Origin of the sequence: Nesterenkonia sp. YGD6 (genome assembly GCF_022565895.1) — a bacterium.
In the GTDB taxonomy this organism is placed as follows: Bacteria; Actinomycetota; Actinomycetes; order Actinomycetales; family Micrococcaceae; genus Nesterenkonia.
This window is the reverse complement of sequence record NZ_JAJOYY010000005.1, coordinates 67,123-81,797: the sequence shown is the minus strand read 5'-3', so window position 1 is coordinate 81,797 and position 14,675 is coordinate 67,123. Positions and strand designations below refer to the sequence as shown.

Here is a 14,675-nt window from a genome sequence, read left to right as displayed (position 1 = left end):
CATCAGCGTCGGGGGCTTCCCTCATCGGGGCTCTGGGGGAGGGGCGGCTCACCTCGTGCAGCCAGACGATGTGCCACGGGTCCGTGATCCGGATCAGGGTCGCTCGGCACGGAGCGAGCGCCTCAGTGCTTCTCGGCGATGAGCCCGCGGCGGGCGGCGTAAACCTGGCGGACCTCCGGGGTCGGGGTGGCGGTGATCGTCTGGGTCTCCACCGTGGACCAGGCTGGTGGCTTGGGCGCTCCGGAGAGCACCCAGGCGGCCTGACGGGCGGCGCCGTCGGCGACATACTCGCCGGGAGCCGGGACGCTGACCTCGCGGCCCAGGATCGCCGGGGCGATCTGCTGGACGGCCGCGGAGCGGGCAGCGCCGCCGATCAGCGTGATGGACTCCACCGGGACGCCCTGGGAGGTCATCGCCTCCAGGCCGTCGGCGAGGCCGCAGAGCAGGCCTTCCACGGCGGCGCGCGCGACGTCCTGCGGGTTCATCGAGGCCAGCGTGAGCCCGATGAAGGATCCGGTGGCGTAGGGGAGGTTCGGAGTGCGTTCCCCCTCGAGGTAGGGCACCAGGGTCAGCCCGTTGGCGCCGGGCTGTGCGGCCAGGGCGAGTTCCGCGAGCCCGGCGTGGTCCACACCGAGCATCTTCGCGGCGCCGTCGAGGACTCGCGATCCGTTGAGGGTGACCGCCAGCGGCAGAAACTCCCCGGTGGCGTCGGCGAAGCCGGTGACCATTCCGGAGGGGTCCTGGATGGGCTCCGGCGAGACCGCGGAGACCACGCCGGAGGTGCCGATGGAGAGCGCGACGTCGCCGGTGCTCATGCCCAGACCCAGGGCCGCGGCGGCGTTGTCCCCGGCGCCGGGGCCCAGCAGCAGGTGCTCCCAGCCGCGGGCTGGGTCCCCGGTGCCCACCTGCTCCTGCGGTCCGCATACGCGCGGCAGGATGATCTCCCGGGCGGCGTCCTCGGAGATCCGCAGGGCGCGGGCCAACAGGTCATAGCGGTAGCTGCCGGCGGCGGTGTCGAAGTAGCCGGTGCCGGAGGCGTCGGAGCGATCGGTGGCCAGGTCCGCCAGCTCGGTGGAGCCCGAGAGCTTCCAGGTCAACCAGTCGTGGGGGAGTGCGACGGCGGCCAAGCGGGCGGCGTTCTCCGGCTCCGCATCGACGAGCCAGCGCAGCTTGGTCACGGTCAGCGAGGCCACCGGCACCGAGCCGGTCATCGCTGTCCAGGCTGCGGCACCCTCGGTCCCGCCGCCGTATTCGGCGATCAGCTCGGCCGCGGCATCGGCTGAGCGCGTGTCGTTCCAGAGCAGCGCGTCCCGGATGACCTCGCCCTGGGCATCGAGGGCGACCATCCCGTGCTGCTGCCCGCCCACCGAGGCGGCGGCGACGTCGGCGAGCCCGCCGGCGGCCGCAATGGCGTCGATCAGCGCAGCCCACCAGGCGGCTGGGGCGACCTCGGTGCCCTCGGGGTGCTTCGCGGAGCCGGTGCGGACCAGCTCTCCGGTGTGCGCGTCACGGATGACGACCTTGCAGGACTGGGTGGAGGAATCGATACCGGCGACCAGAGTGGGCATGCGGTGTCCTTTCGTGACGCTCGCCCGGGCAGGCTGCCGGTCAGGGTCGGCCCTTGGCGCTGGCGGGGGAGCTGGCGTGGGGGATGGTCTGGGGTCGTTTCTCGAGGGTCCCACAGCGGTGGCCGGCCGCTCCAGTGTCCTGATGCGACCGGCCACGCGGTGAAGCTCAGCTGTTCGGCCGAGGCCCGGCCGAACTGGTGAGGATCAGCCGATCAGGTGTTTCATGGCCAGCTGGTTGAGATTCACGAAGCCGTAGTTTCGCTCGGCTGCCTTGTCCACGTCGAACTTCTCGTAGCTGGAGGTGTCGGCGAGGAAGTCGGTGAGCGACTCGCCGGCGGCCAGGGTGGACTCGCCGAGCTCGTAGACGCCTGAGTCCTTCAACGCAGCCTGGACCTCGGGGTCCGCACGGAAGGCCTTGGACTTGTCGGCGAGCATGGTGACCATCTCGACGTTGGCCTTGGCCGAGTCCCAGATGCCCTGCACGTAATCGGTGCGGGAGGGCTTGTAGTCGAAGTGCATCCAGCCGTCGTAGCTCGGTCCGCCGCCTGGGAAGCCGTTGACCAGCAGGTCGACGGTGAAGAACGCCGAGGCCAGTTCACCGTGGCCGAAGACCAGGTCCTGGTCATACTTGATGGAGCGCTGACCGTTGAGATCGATGTGGAAGAGCTTGCCCGCCCACAGCGCCTGCGCGATGCCGTGGGTGAAGTTCAGTCCGGCCATCTGTTCGTGACCGGTCTCCGGGTTCAGCCCGACGATGTCGCCGTGCTCGAGCTGGGCGATGAAGCCAAGCGCGTGACCGATGGTCGGCAGGAAGATGTCACCGCGTGGCTCGTTGGGCTTGGGCTCCAGTGCGATGCGCAGATCGTAGCCCTTGTCCTTGATGTAGCTGGCGATGGTGTCCACGCCCTCGGCGTAGCGCTCGTGGGCGGCGAAGAGATCCTTGGAGCCGTCGTACTCAGCGCCTTCACGGCCGCCCCACATCACGAAGGTCTCGGCGCCGAACTCCGCGGCGCGGTCGACGTTGCGCAGCAGCTTGCGCAGGCCGAAGCGGCGCACCGAGCGATCGTTGGAGGTGAGTCCGCCGTCCTTGAAGACCGGGTGGGAGAAGGTGTTGGTCGTCACCATCTCGACCTTCAGACCGACCTCGTCCGCCACCTCTTTGAACCGGGTGAAGTACTTCTCGCGCTCGGCGTCGTCGGTGCCGAAGGGGGCGACGTCGTCGTCGTGGAAGGTGACGCCGGACGCGCCGGCCTCCTTCAGCTTCGGCAGGTACTCCCAGGGCTCGAACGCAGGGCGGGAGGCCGAACCGAACTGGTCCTGCGCGGTCCATCCGACGGTCCAGAGACCGAAGGAAAGCTTGTAGTCAGATGCTGGCGTCGATGCCATGGGGGCCTCCTGCAAGGAAAAGGAATGGTTCCGGGTGCACCGGGAAAGCTGTGACCCGGCACTCATTTTGTTTCTAGATGTAACCTAAATCCTATTGGGGCTAAGATCAAGTCCGTGAACCGAGACACTCCCCGCAGGACGGCAGGACCGAGCCCCAGTACGGCGTTCGGCGTGACCTCGCGCGGCTCGCTCGCCCGGCTGGGCCGCAGCTCCGGAGACGACCACGGCGACTTCTCCCGCGCCCCGCGCGGAGACGGAGCGGCCAGCGACCAGTCCTCCCGCCCCGGCGCCCGCCAAGAGACGCTGCGCGAATCCAACCTGCTGCTGCTGACCGAAGAGATCTTCTCCGCCGTCGAGCCGCTCTCCCGGGCTGACCTGGCGATGCGCACCGGCATGACCCGCTCCACCGTCTCGCGGCTGGTCGATGACCTGCTCGCCGCCGGGATCATCCGCGAAGGCTCCCCGGCCGTCGGCGGGGGCTCCCGCGGCCGGCCGGCCGTGCCGCTGCACCCTGCGCGCGCGACCCTGGCCGGGCTCGGCGTGGAGATCAGCGTGGACTTCATGGCGGCCCGTGCGCTGGATCTGACCGGGGAGACCCTGGCCGAGGAGATCATCGACGGAGACTTCCGCGGCTCGGATCCAGAAGCCGTGCTGCCTCGGGCTGGTGCGATGGCGCTGCGGGTGGCCCAGCAGGCCACCGCCCGAGGCGCGCGCGTGGTGGGCACCGTCCTGGCACTGCCGGGCCTGATCGGCGCCGACGAGCATTCGCTGGTGCTGGCCCCGAACCTCGGATGGCGCGGCGTGGACGCCGTGCCGCTGCTGGTCGGTGAGCACCGTGACGCCTTTGGTGGATTCATCCATGCCGCGAACGAGGCCAAGCTCGCAGCGCTTGCGGTGGCGCAGGAGCTGGCCGCGGCTGATCAGCAGGAGCAGACCTTCCTCTACGTCTCCGCGCAGATGGGCATCGGGGCCGCCGTGGTCATCGAATCAGTGGTCGACGTCGGACAGCACGGCTGGGCCGGAGAGATCGGGCACATCTCGGTGGAACCGGAGGGGCCGCAGTGCGGCTGCGGAGCGCTGGGCTGCCTGGAGACCTACGCCGGGAAGCGTTCTCTGCTCGCGGCCGCCGGGATGGAGCGCACCGCCACCGCGCAGGACCTGGTGGAGCTCAGTCAGCGCGACGACGACGCCGGCCGGACCGCCTGCCAGGCCATCGACCGCGCCGGATGGGCGCTCGGCGTGGCGCTGGCCGGGGCGATGAACCTGCTCGACGTCCACGACATCGTGCTCGGCGGGGTCTACGGCCCGCTCGCGGACATGCTGCGTCCGCGCATCGAGAAGGAGCTCAACTCCCGGGTGCTCTCCGCGCAGTGGAGCACCTTCCGGGTGCGCACCGCCTCGAGCCAGTCGGCACCGGCGGCAACCGGCGGTGCGCTGCGCGCGATGCGCTGCGTGGTGGACGCGCCGCTGCAGTGGGTCCCCCAGCCCGGGTGAACCCAGCTTGCATGAACCGAGCCTGCATGACCCCGGGCAGCGTGTGCCCATGAGTGGAGCGCCGCAGCTGAGGGGTGTCAGTCGGCTCGGATGGCTTCGATGCTGTAGCCCATGCGGAACCATTTCCCGGGCTCCAGGTGGATCAGGTCCTCACCGCTGTTGAGCGCATTCGGCGGGCAGGTCATCGGTTCGACGGCCACCCCGGCGCGATCGATCCGCTCCCCGGTGTAGACCTGGACCCAGGGCGAGTCGGCGATCATGCGCACCACGAACCCTGAGGGCCCGTGGATGAGTTCCGCGGTCCAGCCCTCCTCGGGCAGATCGGTGAAGGCGTGATCGATGTTGCGCCCGGCCAGCAGCGGGCCGTTGGTGAGGTCGAAGTCCTGAGAGACCGACTTGCGGCCGGTCACAGTGCCATCGGCCTTGGTCTTGAGCATCGTCCGGGCGGGGAGCCGCAGCCGGCATTCCCTCAGCGAGGCCCCACCAGCAGTCAGGTAGGGGTGGAAGCCGGCGCCGAAGGGCGCGGTCTGCGGGACCTGGGCGGGGGTCGCGTCGGTGCCATCGATGTCAGCATCAGGGGCGTCGGCGTCGCGGACTTCGGCTTCTGAGGCTTCGCCGTCGGGGACGTCGGTGTCGGCGACTTCGGTGTCTGTCGCGTCGGCATCGGCGACCGCGGCGTCTGGGGCCGCACTCTCCTGGTCTTCGCTGGCGGAGGCAGCCAGGTCGTGCTTGAGATCCTCGTCCTCGGCTGTTTCGCCGTCGGGGGTGTCGCCGTCAGGGGTGTCGCTGTCTGCGGCGAGGGCGTCTGCAGCGTCGGCGTCTGCAGCGTCGGCGTCAGGCGTATCGCTGTCGGGCTCGGCTGCACTGAGGCCTGCGCTGTCGGGCTCGTCGGCTCCGGGGCTCACGTCGTCGTCGTCCCTCGCGCCTTCTGAGGCTTCAAGATCACCGGCTTCGACGCCGTCTGCGGCCAGAACGCTGTCATCAGCTTCGACAAGAGGTGCCTCGGTCTCCGGGGCGCCGTCCTCCAGCTGCTCAGGGCGGTAGCGCGCCATCAGTGTCGCGGCGAGGCCGACGTCGGCGGAGACCCGGTAGGTCAGGGCGATGTCCAGGCCGAAGGGGTATCCCTCCGAGCTCTCCAGCCAGCCCGCCAGCTGCACCTCGGACTCCTTTTCGGAGATCACGCGCAGCGGCAGGTCGATGAGCAGTCCGTGCAGGGCGGCACCGGTGGCCTCTTCGTTGACCGGAAGCAGGTGCTCCACCCCGTTGTAGGTGTAGCTGCCACCCTTGGTCCGATTGGGCCACGGAGCCAGCACGGCCCCGGCGAAGGAGCCGTCGGTCTTCGCGGCGGGCACGATGAGCTCGTCCTCGTGATGTGTGAGGTTGAGCAGCTGGCCGCCGAGAAGGCTGACCTCTGCCGTGTATCCGCCGCCGGTGATGGATACCGAGTTCATCGCGTCCATTTGTGGTGCCTCCTACGAAGCGTCGCAATTCTCTGCGCTTCCCTGACACTGCCCCGACCCGGCTGAAGACCAGGCGGACGGTGGCAGTGAAACGCAGAGTTACATGTATGGCAACAGTACCCAAAAGGCGATAGTCCGGCCTATTCGTGCCGAACCTCGGGGTGCGGGGGTGCAAGACTGACCCATAAGGCATAATGACCGGTTACCCCTTCCGAGCGAGTGTGATGACAATGAATACATCTGCAGTGACGACTTCTGAAGAATTCTCGATCCCGGCGGCCGGCGCAGGCGGCAGCTTCTCCCATACCCCGGGGAAGAAGATGGTCTGCCTGGACGTGGACGGCACGATCGTCTTCCACGACGGTCGGATGTCCGACGCCGTGAAGGAGGTCGGTCGCGCCCTGGTGGCCGAGGGGCACACGGTGGTGGTCTCCACCGGCCGGTCCCTGCCGGCGACGCTTCCCGTGGTCGAGACCTTCGGCATCGAACACGGCTACGCGGTGTGCAGCAACGGCGCAGTGACCGTGCGGATCGATGTGTCCCTCGAGGACGGTTACGAGGTCCTGGACCGGCGAATCTTCGACCCCGCTCCCGCGCTGGACGCGCTGGTGGAGCGGCTGCCGAATGCCCGCTACGCCATCGAGACCTCCGTCGGCGACTTCCTCTCCACCGAACGCTTCGAGGACATGTCCTTCGGCCTCGATGCCCGCGGCGTGAGCTTCCAGGAGATGAAGGAGGCCGAGGCCGTCCGGCTGGTGGTCAACTCCACCGAGTCCACCGCTGAGGACTTCGCCACCGCGGTGCAGAGCATCGGCCTGCACGGAGTCACCTATTCGGTGGGCTGGTCGGCGTGGCTCGACATCGCCGCCTCCGGAGTCAGCAAGGGGTCCTCCCTGGAGGCGCTGCGCGAACGGCTCCAGGTGCCCGCCAAGGACACGGTCGCCGTCGGTGATGGGCGCAATGACATCGAGATGCTCGGCTGGGCCGCCCGCGGCGTCGCCATGGGGCAGGCGCCCCAAGAAGTGATCGACGTCGCCGACGAGCTCACCGCCCCGGTCGAGGAAGACGGACTGGTGCCGGTTCTGCGCAGCATTCTGAAGCAGGATTGAGGCGCGGGGGCGGTCACCCCGCGCCCAATCCGCCCCAGCCGCCCCACAAACACATCGAGTGGGCGATCCGAGTGGATTCAACGGCCGTTCCGGCCCGGAGAATCACTCGGAACGCCCACACGCAGAGGGTGGGGCGCTAGGAAGCGAGGTCAGCGCAGGGGCAGCTTCTCGTCTGCGGTGAGCGCGACGTCGTCCTCGGGCTCCTTCTCCCCGCTCCACGCCCGCTTCATAGACATGATGCACTCCACCAGGACCCAGACCGCGGCGAAGATGATGACCACGTTGATCGTCAACAGCAGCCACTCGCCGTTCTCGAGGAAGCTGAACACCTGGACCACAGCGGCGTAGGAGCTCATCACGAGCACGAACGCCATCGGGATCAGCACCGGCAGGAACGGGCGGTTCTTGCGCATCAGCATCACCACGATGATGCCCATGGTCAGCGAGGCCAGCAGCTGGTTGGTGGTGCCGAACAGCGGCCAGATCAGCATGCCGCCGGAGCCGTCGGCGCCCTGCGAGAAGGTCAGCCCGCCACCGATCACGATCACCACGATGGTCGCCGTGATGACGCCGATCCGGATCTTCGCGAGTTCGCCGATCTCCTGGACCACGAAGCGCATCAGGCGCACGCCGGTGTCCATGGTCGTCGCCGCGAAGAGCACGGCCATGGTCGCCAGAATGGTGGCCGAGAGACCCACCGGGATCCCGAGGCCCGCGTTGACGATCGCGCCGCCGCCCGCGACGAAGTTCCCGACCGGGTTGTCGTTGAAGGAGGAGTAGACCTCTTCCCACTGGGTCAGCGTCTGGAAGCCGGCGGTGGTGGCGATGATCGCACCCAGGGCCAGCAGGCCCTCGCCCACGGCTCCGAAGTATCCGACGAAGCGCGCATCGGTCTCCCGGTCCAGCTGCTTCGAGGTGGTCCCGCTGGCGACGGTGCCGTGGAAGCCGGAGATCGCGCCACAGGCGATGGTGACGAAGAGCAGCGGAATCATCGAGGGGGTGCCCTCAGGCAGGTTCGTGTTGATCGCCGGAGCCACGATGGTCGGGGTGGCGAACATCGTTGCGCCGTAGAGGATGCCCAGACCGATGAACAGCTGCACGCCGTTGATGTAGTCACGTGGCTGCAGCAGCACCCACACCGGCAGCAGCGAGGCGATGCCGGCGTAGAGGAAGAGCACGATGATCCAGACGCCGTTGGGCGCCAGGCCGAAGGTGCTCTCCGGCAGTTCGATCGGGTACGCGTTGCCCAGGATGATCAGGCTGTAGAGCGCGATGACGCCGACTGCGGTGACTGCCAGCAGGTTCCAGCGGAACCGGTAGATCGCCTGACCAACCAGCAGCGCGACGATCAGCGCGCCCCAGGTGGGTATGACCGCCCCCGGCTGGGAGACCAGCAGGTTCGAGATCACCACGGCGAAGGCTGCGACCACCATGAGCAGCAGCAGGAAGACCACGACCAGGAACAGGTTGCGGCCGCGGGCGCTGATGTAGCGACCCGAGAGCGTGCCGATCGACTGGCCACGGTTGCGCTGGGAGGCCCAGAGTGCGCCGAGGTCATGCATGCCCGCGATGAACACGGTGCCGACGGTGACCCAGATGAACGCCGGGAGCCAGCCCCAGATGACGGCGACGGCGGGGCCCACGATGGGCGCTGCGCCGGCCACCGAGGTGAAGTGGTGGCCCCAGAGCACGTAACGGTTCGTGGGGACGTAGTCCACGCCGTCGTTGAACTGATGTGCGGGCGTCTTGAACTCCGCGTTGAGCTTGTAGACCTTCTTCGCGAGGAACCGCGAATACAGGAAATAGCCGCTGAGCATCATAGCGACGCCGATCGCGGCGATGACCAGAGAGTTGACTCCGTCCATCTTGACCTCCTCATTGGGGGCGCCTGCATGAGGGCAGGCGCCGGTTACGGTGCGAATGATGTGATGGCAGACATAGTACGCAGATTGTGTGAGCGAGGACACCGCCGAGTCGTGACGCGCGACTAGGATCATCAGATGCCTCAGCCCAGCGAGCGCCCGTTGACCCCCGCACTGACCTTGGAGGAGCTCTGGCCGCCCTTCGGCCTGCGCATCCAATCCGCGCGGATTGAGCTGCGGGTCGTGCGCGAGACCGACTTTCCTGCGTATGTGGACGCCGCGACCTCGGGGGTCACCCAGACCAGCAGGAATCCGTTCCGCCATGCCAGGAACGAGCAGGAAGCTGCAGGACTGCCGAAGAGTGCGCTGCCGCGGCTGTGGTCCACTCGATCCGAGATCGGCCCAGACCAGTGGAGTCTGATGCTCGGAATCTTCCTCAAGGGTGCCGGCAGCGCCGAAGGTTGCCTGACCCAAGAGCCCGGTGAGCTCATCGGGATGCGGGACTGCCGCGCCGAGGATTGGTCCGTGCTGCGCACCATCGGATCCGGCAGCTGGCTGCGCGCCGACCGGCAGGGCCAGGGCCTGGGCACCGAGGCTCACGCCGCGATGCTGCTGTGGGCCTTCGACCACTTCGGCGCCGAATACGCCGAGTCCGGCGCCTCCACCTGGGACGAGCGCTCGCGGCGGGTCGCCGAGACGCTGGGCTACTTCACCGCCGGCACCCGTCGGGTCCCGGATGCCCACGGCGAGAAGTCCGAATGGGAGCACATGTTCCGGCTGCCGAAGAACGACCTGCTCCGCCCGCCCTGGCAGATCCAGGTCACCGGCAACGACCGACTCAGGGGCTTCTTCGGTCATGACTGAGTCAGAGGCAGGCCCCGCGCGCTCGACGCCGGCACCCCCGGCGACGACGACGCCCGCGCTGCCCGTGAGCACCGACTGGGTGCGCGCCGTCGTCACAGGTGCCCAGCACATCCCTGCCCCGGCCGGCCCCGGGTTCTACGCCAGCGCGGCGGGAGTCCTGCGCGGAATCGGGCTGATCCAGCTGGACCCGCTCACCCGGGTCTCCACCGCGCAGCGGCTCACCACGCTGACCCGGCTGCCGCGAAGCGCCCGGGCCGAGGACATCGACTCCTCGCTCTGGCCGGCGGGAGCTCCGCTGCACGGGGCGCCGGTCTCCTTCGAGGCCTTCACCAAGGTCGCCTGCGTGTTCCCGATCGAGGACTGGCCGCTGCTGCAGCTGCGCCGCGAACGCGTCCGCGAGACCTACGCGCTGAGCCTCGATCCGAAGATGCGCGCGCAGATCCGCGAGGTGGTCGCCGCGGCGGAGAGCGGCGCCCAGATCGGCGCCATCGAAGCCGCGATGGGCGCCACGCGCACCACCGGCTGGAACTGGTCTGAGATCAAGCACGCCGCCGAGCTCATGGTCCGCACCGGGGAGCTGGTGATCACCGCGCGCAACGGGATCATCCGGCTCTTCGACCTGCCTGAACGCGCGCTGCCTGCACCGATCCTCGAAGCGGCACACCTCCCGAGGGATCAGCTGCGCGCCGATCTCGCCCGCCGGGCCGCCGGAACCCTCGCGGTGATGACCGCGGCCGACTTCGCCCACCATTACCACCTCTCCACCGCCGACGCCGCCCGTGGCATCGCGCTCGCCGGGCTCACCGCGCTGCAGGTCCAGGGATGGAAGGACCTCGCCTACTGCCACCCACAGCTGCTGGACCCGGTGCCCGATCGCGCCGCCCCTGAGGAAGGCGCCACTCCGCAGCCCTCCCCACACACCACCTCGCCGCCCGGCACCGCACCGGCAGCCCAGTCCCGACTCATCGGCCCCTTCGACCCCTTGCTGCGAGACCGCGGTCGGGCCCGCCGGATCTTCGACTTCGACTACAGCTTCGAGGCCTACGTGCCCAAGGACAAGCGGCTCTACGGCCACTACGTCATGGCGGTGCTCTCCGGCACCGAGATGGTCGGCCGGGTGGACCTCCAGCGCGTGGGCGGGGTGCTGCAGCTCAATCGGATCTTCCCTGAACGTGGACACAGCACCCGCGCGGTCACGGCCCGGGCCCGCGCCGGGGCCGGGACGCTGGGCGCCCAGCTCGGCACCGAGGTGGAGCTCCGGGACGCCGCACGAGACCGTTGACCGGGCGCAATGTGTACGCTTGGCCGTGGAAGCGGACGCGCAGCGAGAATCCTTCACGGGCTTCCGGTGCGGCCGCACAGCAGTGCTCTTGACGCTCAACACTAGGAGAACCCGTGGCCCTGACTCACGATGTCACCATCGAAATTCCCGAAGGCTCCCGCGTGAAGTACGAGATCGACCATGAGACCCACCGTCTCCGGCTCGACCGCGTGCTCTTCACCCCCATGCAGTACCCGACCCACTACGGGTACTTCGATGACACCCTCGGTGAAGACGGTGACCCGCTGGACGCGATGGTCTGGATCCCGGGCGTGGACCTGGTCCCCGGCGTCGTCGTGGAGTCCCGCCCGGTGGGCGTGCTGAACATGACCGACGATGGCGGCGGCGACGCCAAGCTGCTCTGCGTCCCCAAGGACAAGCGCTTCGATCACATCCAGGAGCTCGAGGATGTGGATCAGTGGACGCGCCAGGAGATCGAGCACTTCTTCACCCGTTATAAGGACCTCGAGCCCGGCAAGTGGGTCAAGATCGAGGGCTGGGCCGGTCGCGAAGAGGCTGAGGCCGAGCTGACCCGCTCCATCGAGCGCTTCAAGGGCTGACCCAGCCCGACTTCACATCGAGTGGGCGATCTGAGCGACTTTTCCGCCGTCTTCGACGGCGATCTTCGCTCATATCGCCCACTCGCTGCGTGCGGCGGTGTTCGCGCGCTCGCGGACCCCGCCGCGTCCAAGCACCCGCTGCGCGCTGGGGCACCTTGCCTGGGCCGGACTCTTCGGCCGACGGATGCTCAGCGACAAGATGCTGGACCAGATCACCGGCCGGGTGATGGGCTGAGCGTCGCCGCCATGGGCTGAGCCCGGCCGCCCGGCTGGCGGCGCTGTCACGGAGCTGAGGTTGTTGTGGTGTGATGGACCGATGAACAGCACCTCCACGGCACAAGCCAGTGACCTGATGATCAATTGGGAGCTCGCCACCACGACGGCGGCACGAGTGGCCCCGGCGGGGCCCCGGTTCAGCGCGGCCCAGGTCCAGGAGGAGGTGGCCGCCCTGCGCGGCGCAGCCGCCGAGGCTGTCGACCACGTGCACCGGATCACCGGGCTTGAGGCGGCCCGGAACCTGGGCGCCGATCCCGCCGAGACCCTCGTGGTGGACCGCGCCACGTGGTCCAAGGCCAATGTGGAGAGCTTCCGCGAGCTGCTGGGCCCCGCGCTGAAGGTCGCCCTGGAGCAGAAGCCGGAACTCGGCAAGGAGGGCTCCAACGCGCAGGTCTTCGGCTCCTCCTTCGCCGGCGCCGAGCTCGGCGCGGTGCTGGCCTTCCTCTCCGCCAATGTGCTGGGGCAGTTCGATCCCTTCACGCAGAACCGGCTGATCCTGGTCGCCCCGAACATCGTGGAGATCACCACCGAGCTCAACGTGGTGCCCGAGGATTTCCGCCTCTGGGTGTGCCTGCACGAACAGACCCACCGGGTGCAGTTCGCCGCCGCACCCTGGCTCGCCGACCATCTCAAGGCCAAGATCACCGAGCTGAGCTCTTCCACCATGGGTATGGCCTCAGGACTGGGGGATCGGCTCGGGGAGATCATCGAGCAGGTCCGGGCCGGCCGGGGACTGGTCGAGGTCATCCAGACCCCGCAGGACCGCGAGACCATGTCCCACCTGACCGCCGTGATGAGCCTGCTCGAGGGTCACGCCAACGTCATCATGGACGGGGTCGACGCCTCGATCGTGCCCAGTGTGAAGACCATCCGGCGGCGCTTCGAGGCCCGCGGCAAGACCCGCACCCCGCTGGAGAAATTCATCCGCAAGCTGCTCCAGCTCGACGTGAAGGCCGCCCAGTACCGGGACGGACAGAAGTTCGTCGGACACATCGTGGATGCCATCGGCATGGACTCCTTCAACATCATCTGGGAGTCCCCCGAGCACCTGCCCACCGAGCATGAGCTGCACCACCCGCAGGAATGGATCGAGCGCATGGGACTGGCGTGAGCCCCCGCTTCCCCGACTCGGTGAACCGGGCGCGCCGCGCCGTCGAAGCCGTCCTTGATCCTGAGGGGCTGACCCTGGTGGCCTGTTCCGGCGGAGCCGACTCGCTCGCCCTGGCCGCTGCCGCCGGCTTCCACCAGCAGCGCCGCGACGGCGGCAGGGACAGCGCCAGCCCTGACAACAGCCCCAGCGCACCGGGCGGTGCACGGGTGGGTGCCGTCGTCGTGGACCACCAGCTGCACCCGGACAGCGAGGCCGTCACCACGACGGCGCGGGCCCAGCTGACACGCCTTGGGCTGCACCCGGTGATCTCCGTGAAGGCGACCGTGGACCCCGACTCCGGCGAGGGCCCCGAGGCGGCAGCTCGCTCGGCGCGCTACCGGGCCTTCTCCCAGGCGCTGGCCCAGACCGGGGCCACTCGGATCCTGTTGGCCCATACCCGTGATGATCAGGCCGAGCAGGTGCTGCTGGGCCTCGCCCGCGGGTCGGGGACCCGCAGCCTGGCCGGGATCCCTGCCGTGCGCGGCCCATTCCGGCGCCCGCTGCTGGGGCTGACCCGCGCCGAGACCGAAGAGATCTGCGCCCATGCGCAGCTGAGCCCCTGGCAGGATCCCGCGAACACGGATCCCCGCTTCCTGCGCTCGAGGGTCCGCACCGAGATCCTGCCCTATCTCGAGGACCAGCTCAGCAGCTCCATCCGAGAATCGCTGGCGCGCACCGCGCAGATCGCCGCAGAGGATGCGGCATACCTGGACCAGGAGGCGAAGGCCCACTTTGAGCTGCTGCTCGAAGATCCCGGGCTTCAGGGGCAGCTGCGGATGGCGCTGCCAGCGCTGCTCGGCGCGCCGCCGGCGATCCGACGCCGGGTGATCGCGCTCGCCGTCGTCGCCGCGGGAGGCGCCAACCCCTCGTTCGAGCGGCTCGGCGCGGTGGAGAAGCTCCTGGCGAAGACCGGATCGGCGGGCCCGATCGAGCTGGAGGGAGGGGTCAGCGCGCACCGCGGGACGCGGGGGAGCCCGGACTATGCGAAACTTGTCATCGTTCCACGCCTGAACTGAGGAACGCGAGACCTTCTACAAGGAGCTGGACACCACCCATGGACGCTCAGGATGTCAGTGCAGATCTCACCGAGGTGCTCTACACCAAGGATGAGATCGACGCGAAGATCAAAGAACTTGCCGCAGTCATCGATCGTGACTACGCAGACAAGGACGTGCTGCTGGTCGGCGTTCTCAAAGGCGCGGTCATGGTCATGGCCGATCTGGCCCGCGCGCTGAGCTCACACGTGACCATGGACTGGATGGCGGTGTCCTCCTACGGCTCCGGCACCAAGTCCTCCGGGGTGGTGCGCATCCTCAAGGATCTCGATGCGGACCTGATGAACCGCCATGTGCTCATCGTCGAAGACATCATCGACTCCGGCCTGACGCTGTCCTGGCTCAAGACCAACCTGGAATCCCGCGGACCCGCCTCGCTGGAGATCTGCACACTCTTCCGCAAGCCCGACGCCGTGAAGGTCGACATCGACGTGAAGTACGTCGGCATGGACATCCCGAACAAGTTCGTCGTCGGCTACGGCCTGGACTTCGCCGAGAAGTACCGGAACCTCGACTGTGTCGGGATCCTGGCTCCGCACGTCTACCAGTGAGCTGACCGCTCGCCGCGGC

General features: G+C 68.5%; 13 protein-coding genes. 9 read left to right on the top strand and 4 right to left on the bottom strand.

All coding sequences use genetic code 11. From position 1 onward, the window contains the following. Window positions 1–122 precede the first annotated feature (122 nt). Together xylB and xylA are read right to left on the bottom strand one after the other, a co-directional pair. Window positions 123–1,568: a xylulokinase gene (gene xylB, locus LTI14_RS09215; RefSeq protein ID WP_241476329.1), complete on the bottom strand. Its 1,446-nt coding sequence runs from the start codon at window positions 1,566–1,568 to the stop codon at window positions 123–125. A gap of 204 nt (window positions 1,569–1,772) precedes the next feature. Continuing rightward, the gene (gene xylA, locus LTI14_RS09210) at window positions 1,773–2,954 is read right to left on the bottom strand and encodes a xylose isomerase (RefSeq protein ID WP_241465586.1); all 1,182 of its coding nucleotides are present in this window, start codon (window positions 2,952–2,954) and stop codon (window positions 1,773–1,775) included. Window positions 2,955–3,068: 114 nt separating this feature from the next. Between xylA and LTI14_RS09205 the strand changes: the two genes are divergently transcribed. Next, window positions 3,069–4,448, top strand: coding sequence for an ROK family protein (locus tag LTI14_RS09205; protein WP_241465585.1), 1,380 nt, complete (start codon window positions 3,069–3,071; stop codon window positions 4,446–4,448). Between the two features lie 77 nt (window positions 4,449–4,525). Here the strand turns inward: LTI14_RS09205 and LTI14_RS09200 are convergent, their stop codons facing one another. Further along, entirely contained in the window at window positions 4,526–5,899 is a 1,374-nt protein-coding gene (locus tag LTI14_RS09200; protein ID WP_241476328.1) for an aldose epimerase family protein, read from the bottom strand. Window positions 5,900–6,228: 329 nt separating this feature from the next. On the opposite strand from LTI14_RS09200, the gene LTI14_RS09195 reads away from it, so the two are divergent. Further along, window positions 6,229–7,017, top strand: coding sequence for an HAD family hydrolase (locus LTI14_RS09195; protein WP_241465780.1), 789 nt, complete (start codon window positions 6,229–6,231; stop codon window positions 7,015–7,017). Window positions 7,018–7,166: 149 nt separating this feature from the next. Here LTI14_RS09195 and LTI14_RS09190 read toward each other — a convergent pair whose 3' ends face one another. After that, complete coding sequence (locus LTI14_RS09190; protein WP_241465583.1) at window positions 7,167–8,882, bottom strand: carbon starvation CstA family protein; 1,716 nt, start codon at window positions 8,880–8,882, stop codon at window positions 7,167–7,169. Between the two features lie 135 nt (window positions 8,883–9,017). Here LTI14_RS09190 and LTI14_RS09185 point away from each other — a divergent pair, with 135 nt between their 5' ends. The 7 genes from LTI14_RS09185 (at window position 9,018) to hpt (ending at window position 14,656) form a co-directional block, all read left to right on the top strand. After that, window positions 9,018–9,743, top strand: a complete 726-nt coding sequence (locus LTI14_RS09185; RefSeq protein WP_241465582.1) for a GNAT family N-acetyltransferase — start codon at window positions 9,018–9,020, stop codon at window positions 9,741–9,743. Next, window positions 9,736–11,025, top strand: coding sequence for a DNA glycosylase AlkZ-like family protein (locus tag LTI14_RS09180; protein WP_241476327.1), 1,290 nt, complete (start codon window positions 9,736–9,738; stop codon window positions 11,023–11,025). The genes LTI14_RS09185 and LTI14_RS09180 overlap by 8 nt, the downstream gene beginning before the upstream one ends. A 119-nt stretch (window positions 11,026–11,144) precedes the next feature. Beyond that, a complete protein-coding gene (locus tag LTI14_RS09175; protein ID WP_241465779.1) occupies window positions 11,145–11,624 on the top strand; it encodes an inorganic diphosphatase in 480 nt (159 codons plus the stop codon). A 97-nt stretch (window positions 11,625–11,721) separates the two neighbouring features. Beyond that, on the top strand, window positions 11,722–11,859 hold the full coding sequence (locus LTI14_RS09170) for a hypothetical protein (protein ID WP_241466360.1): 138 nt from the start codon (window positions 11,722–11,724) through the stop codon (window positions 11,857–11,859). An 81-nt stretch (window positions 11,860–11,940) separates the two neighbouring features. Beyond that, complete coding sequence (locus tag LTI14_RS09165) at window positions 11,941–13,011, top strand: zinc-dependent metalloprotease (RefSeq protein WP_241470871.1); 1,071 nt, start codon at window positions 11,941–11,943, stop codon at window positions 13,009–13,011. Further along, complete coding sequence (gene tilS / locus LTI14_RS09160) at window positions 13,008–14,066, top strand: tRNA lysidine(34) synthetase TilS (RefSeq protein WP_241476326.1); 1,059 nt, start codon at window positions 13,008–13,010, stop codon at window positions 14,064–14,066. The genes LTI14_RS09165 and tilS overlap by 4 nt, the downstream gene beginning before the upstream one ends. Window positions 14,067–14,104: 38 nt before the next feature. Further along, the gene (hpt, locus tag LTI14_RS09155) at window positions 14,105–14,656 is read left to right on the top strand and encodes a hypoxanthine phosphoribosyltransferase (RefSeq protein ID WP_241466357.1); all 552 of its coding nucleotides are present in this window, start codon (window positions 14,105–14,107) and stop codon (window positions 14,654–14,656) included. Window positions 14,657–14,675 lie beyond the last annotated feature (19 nt).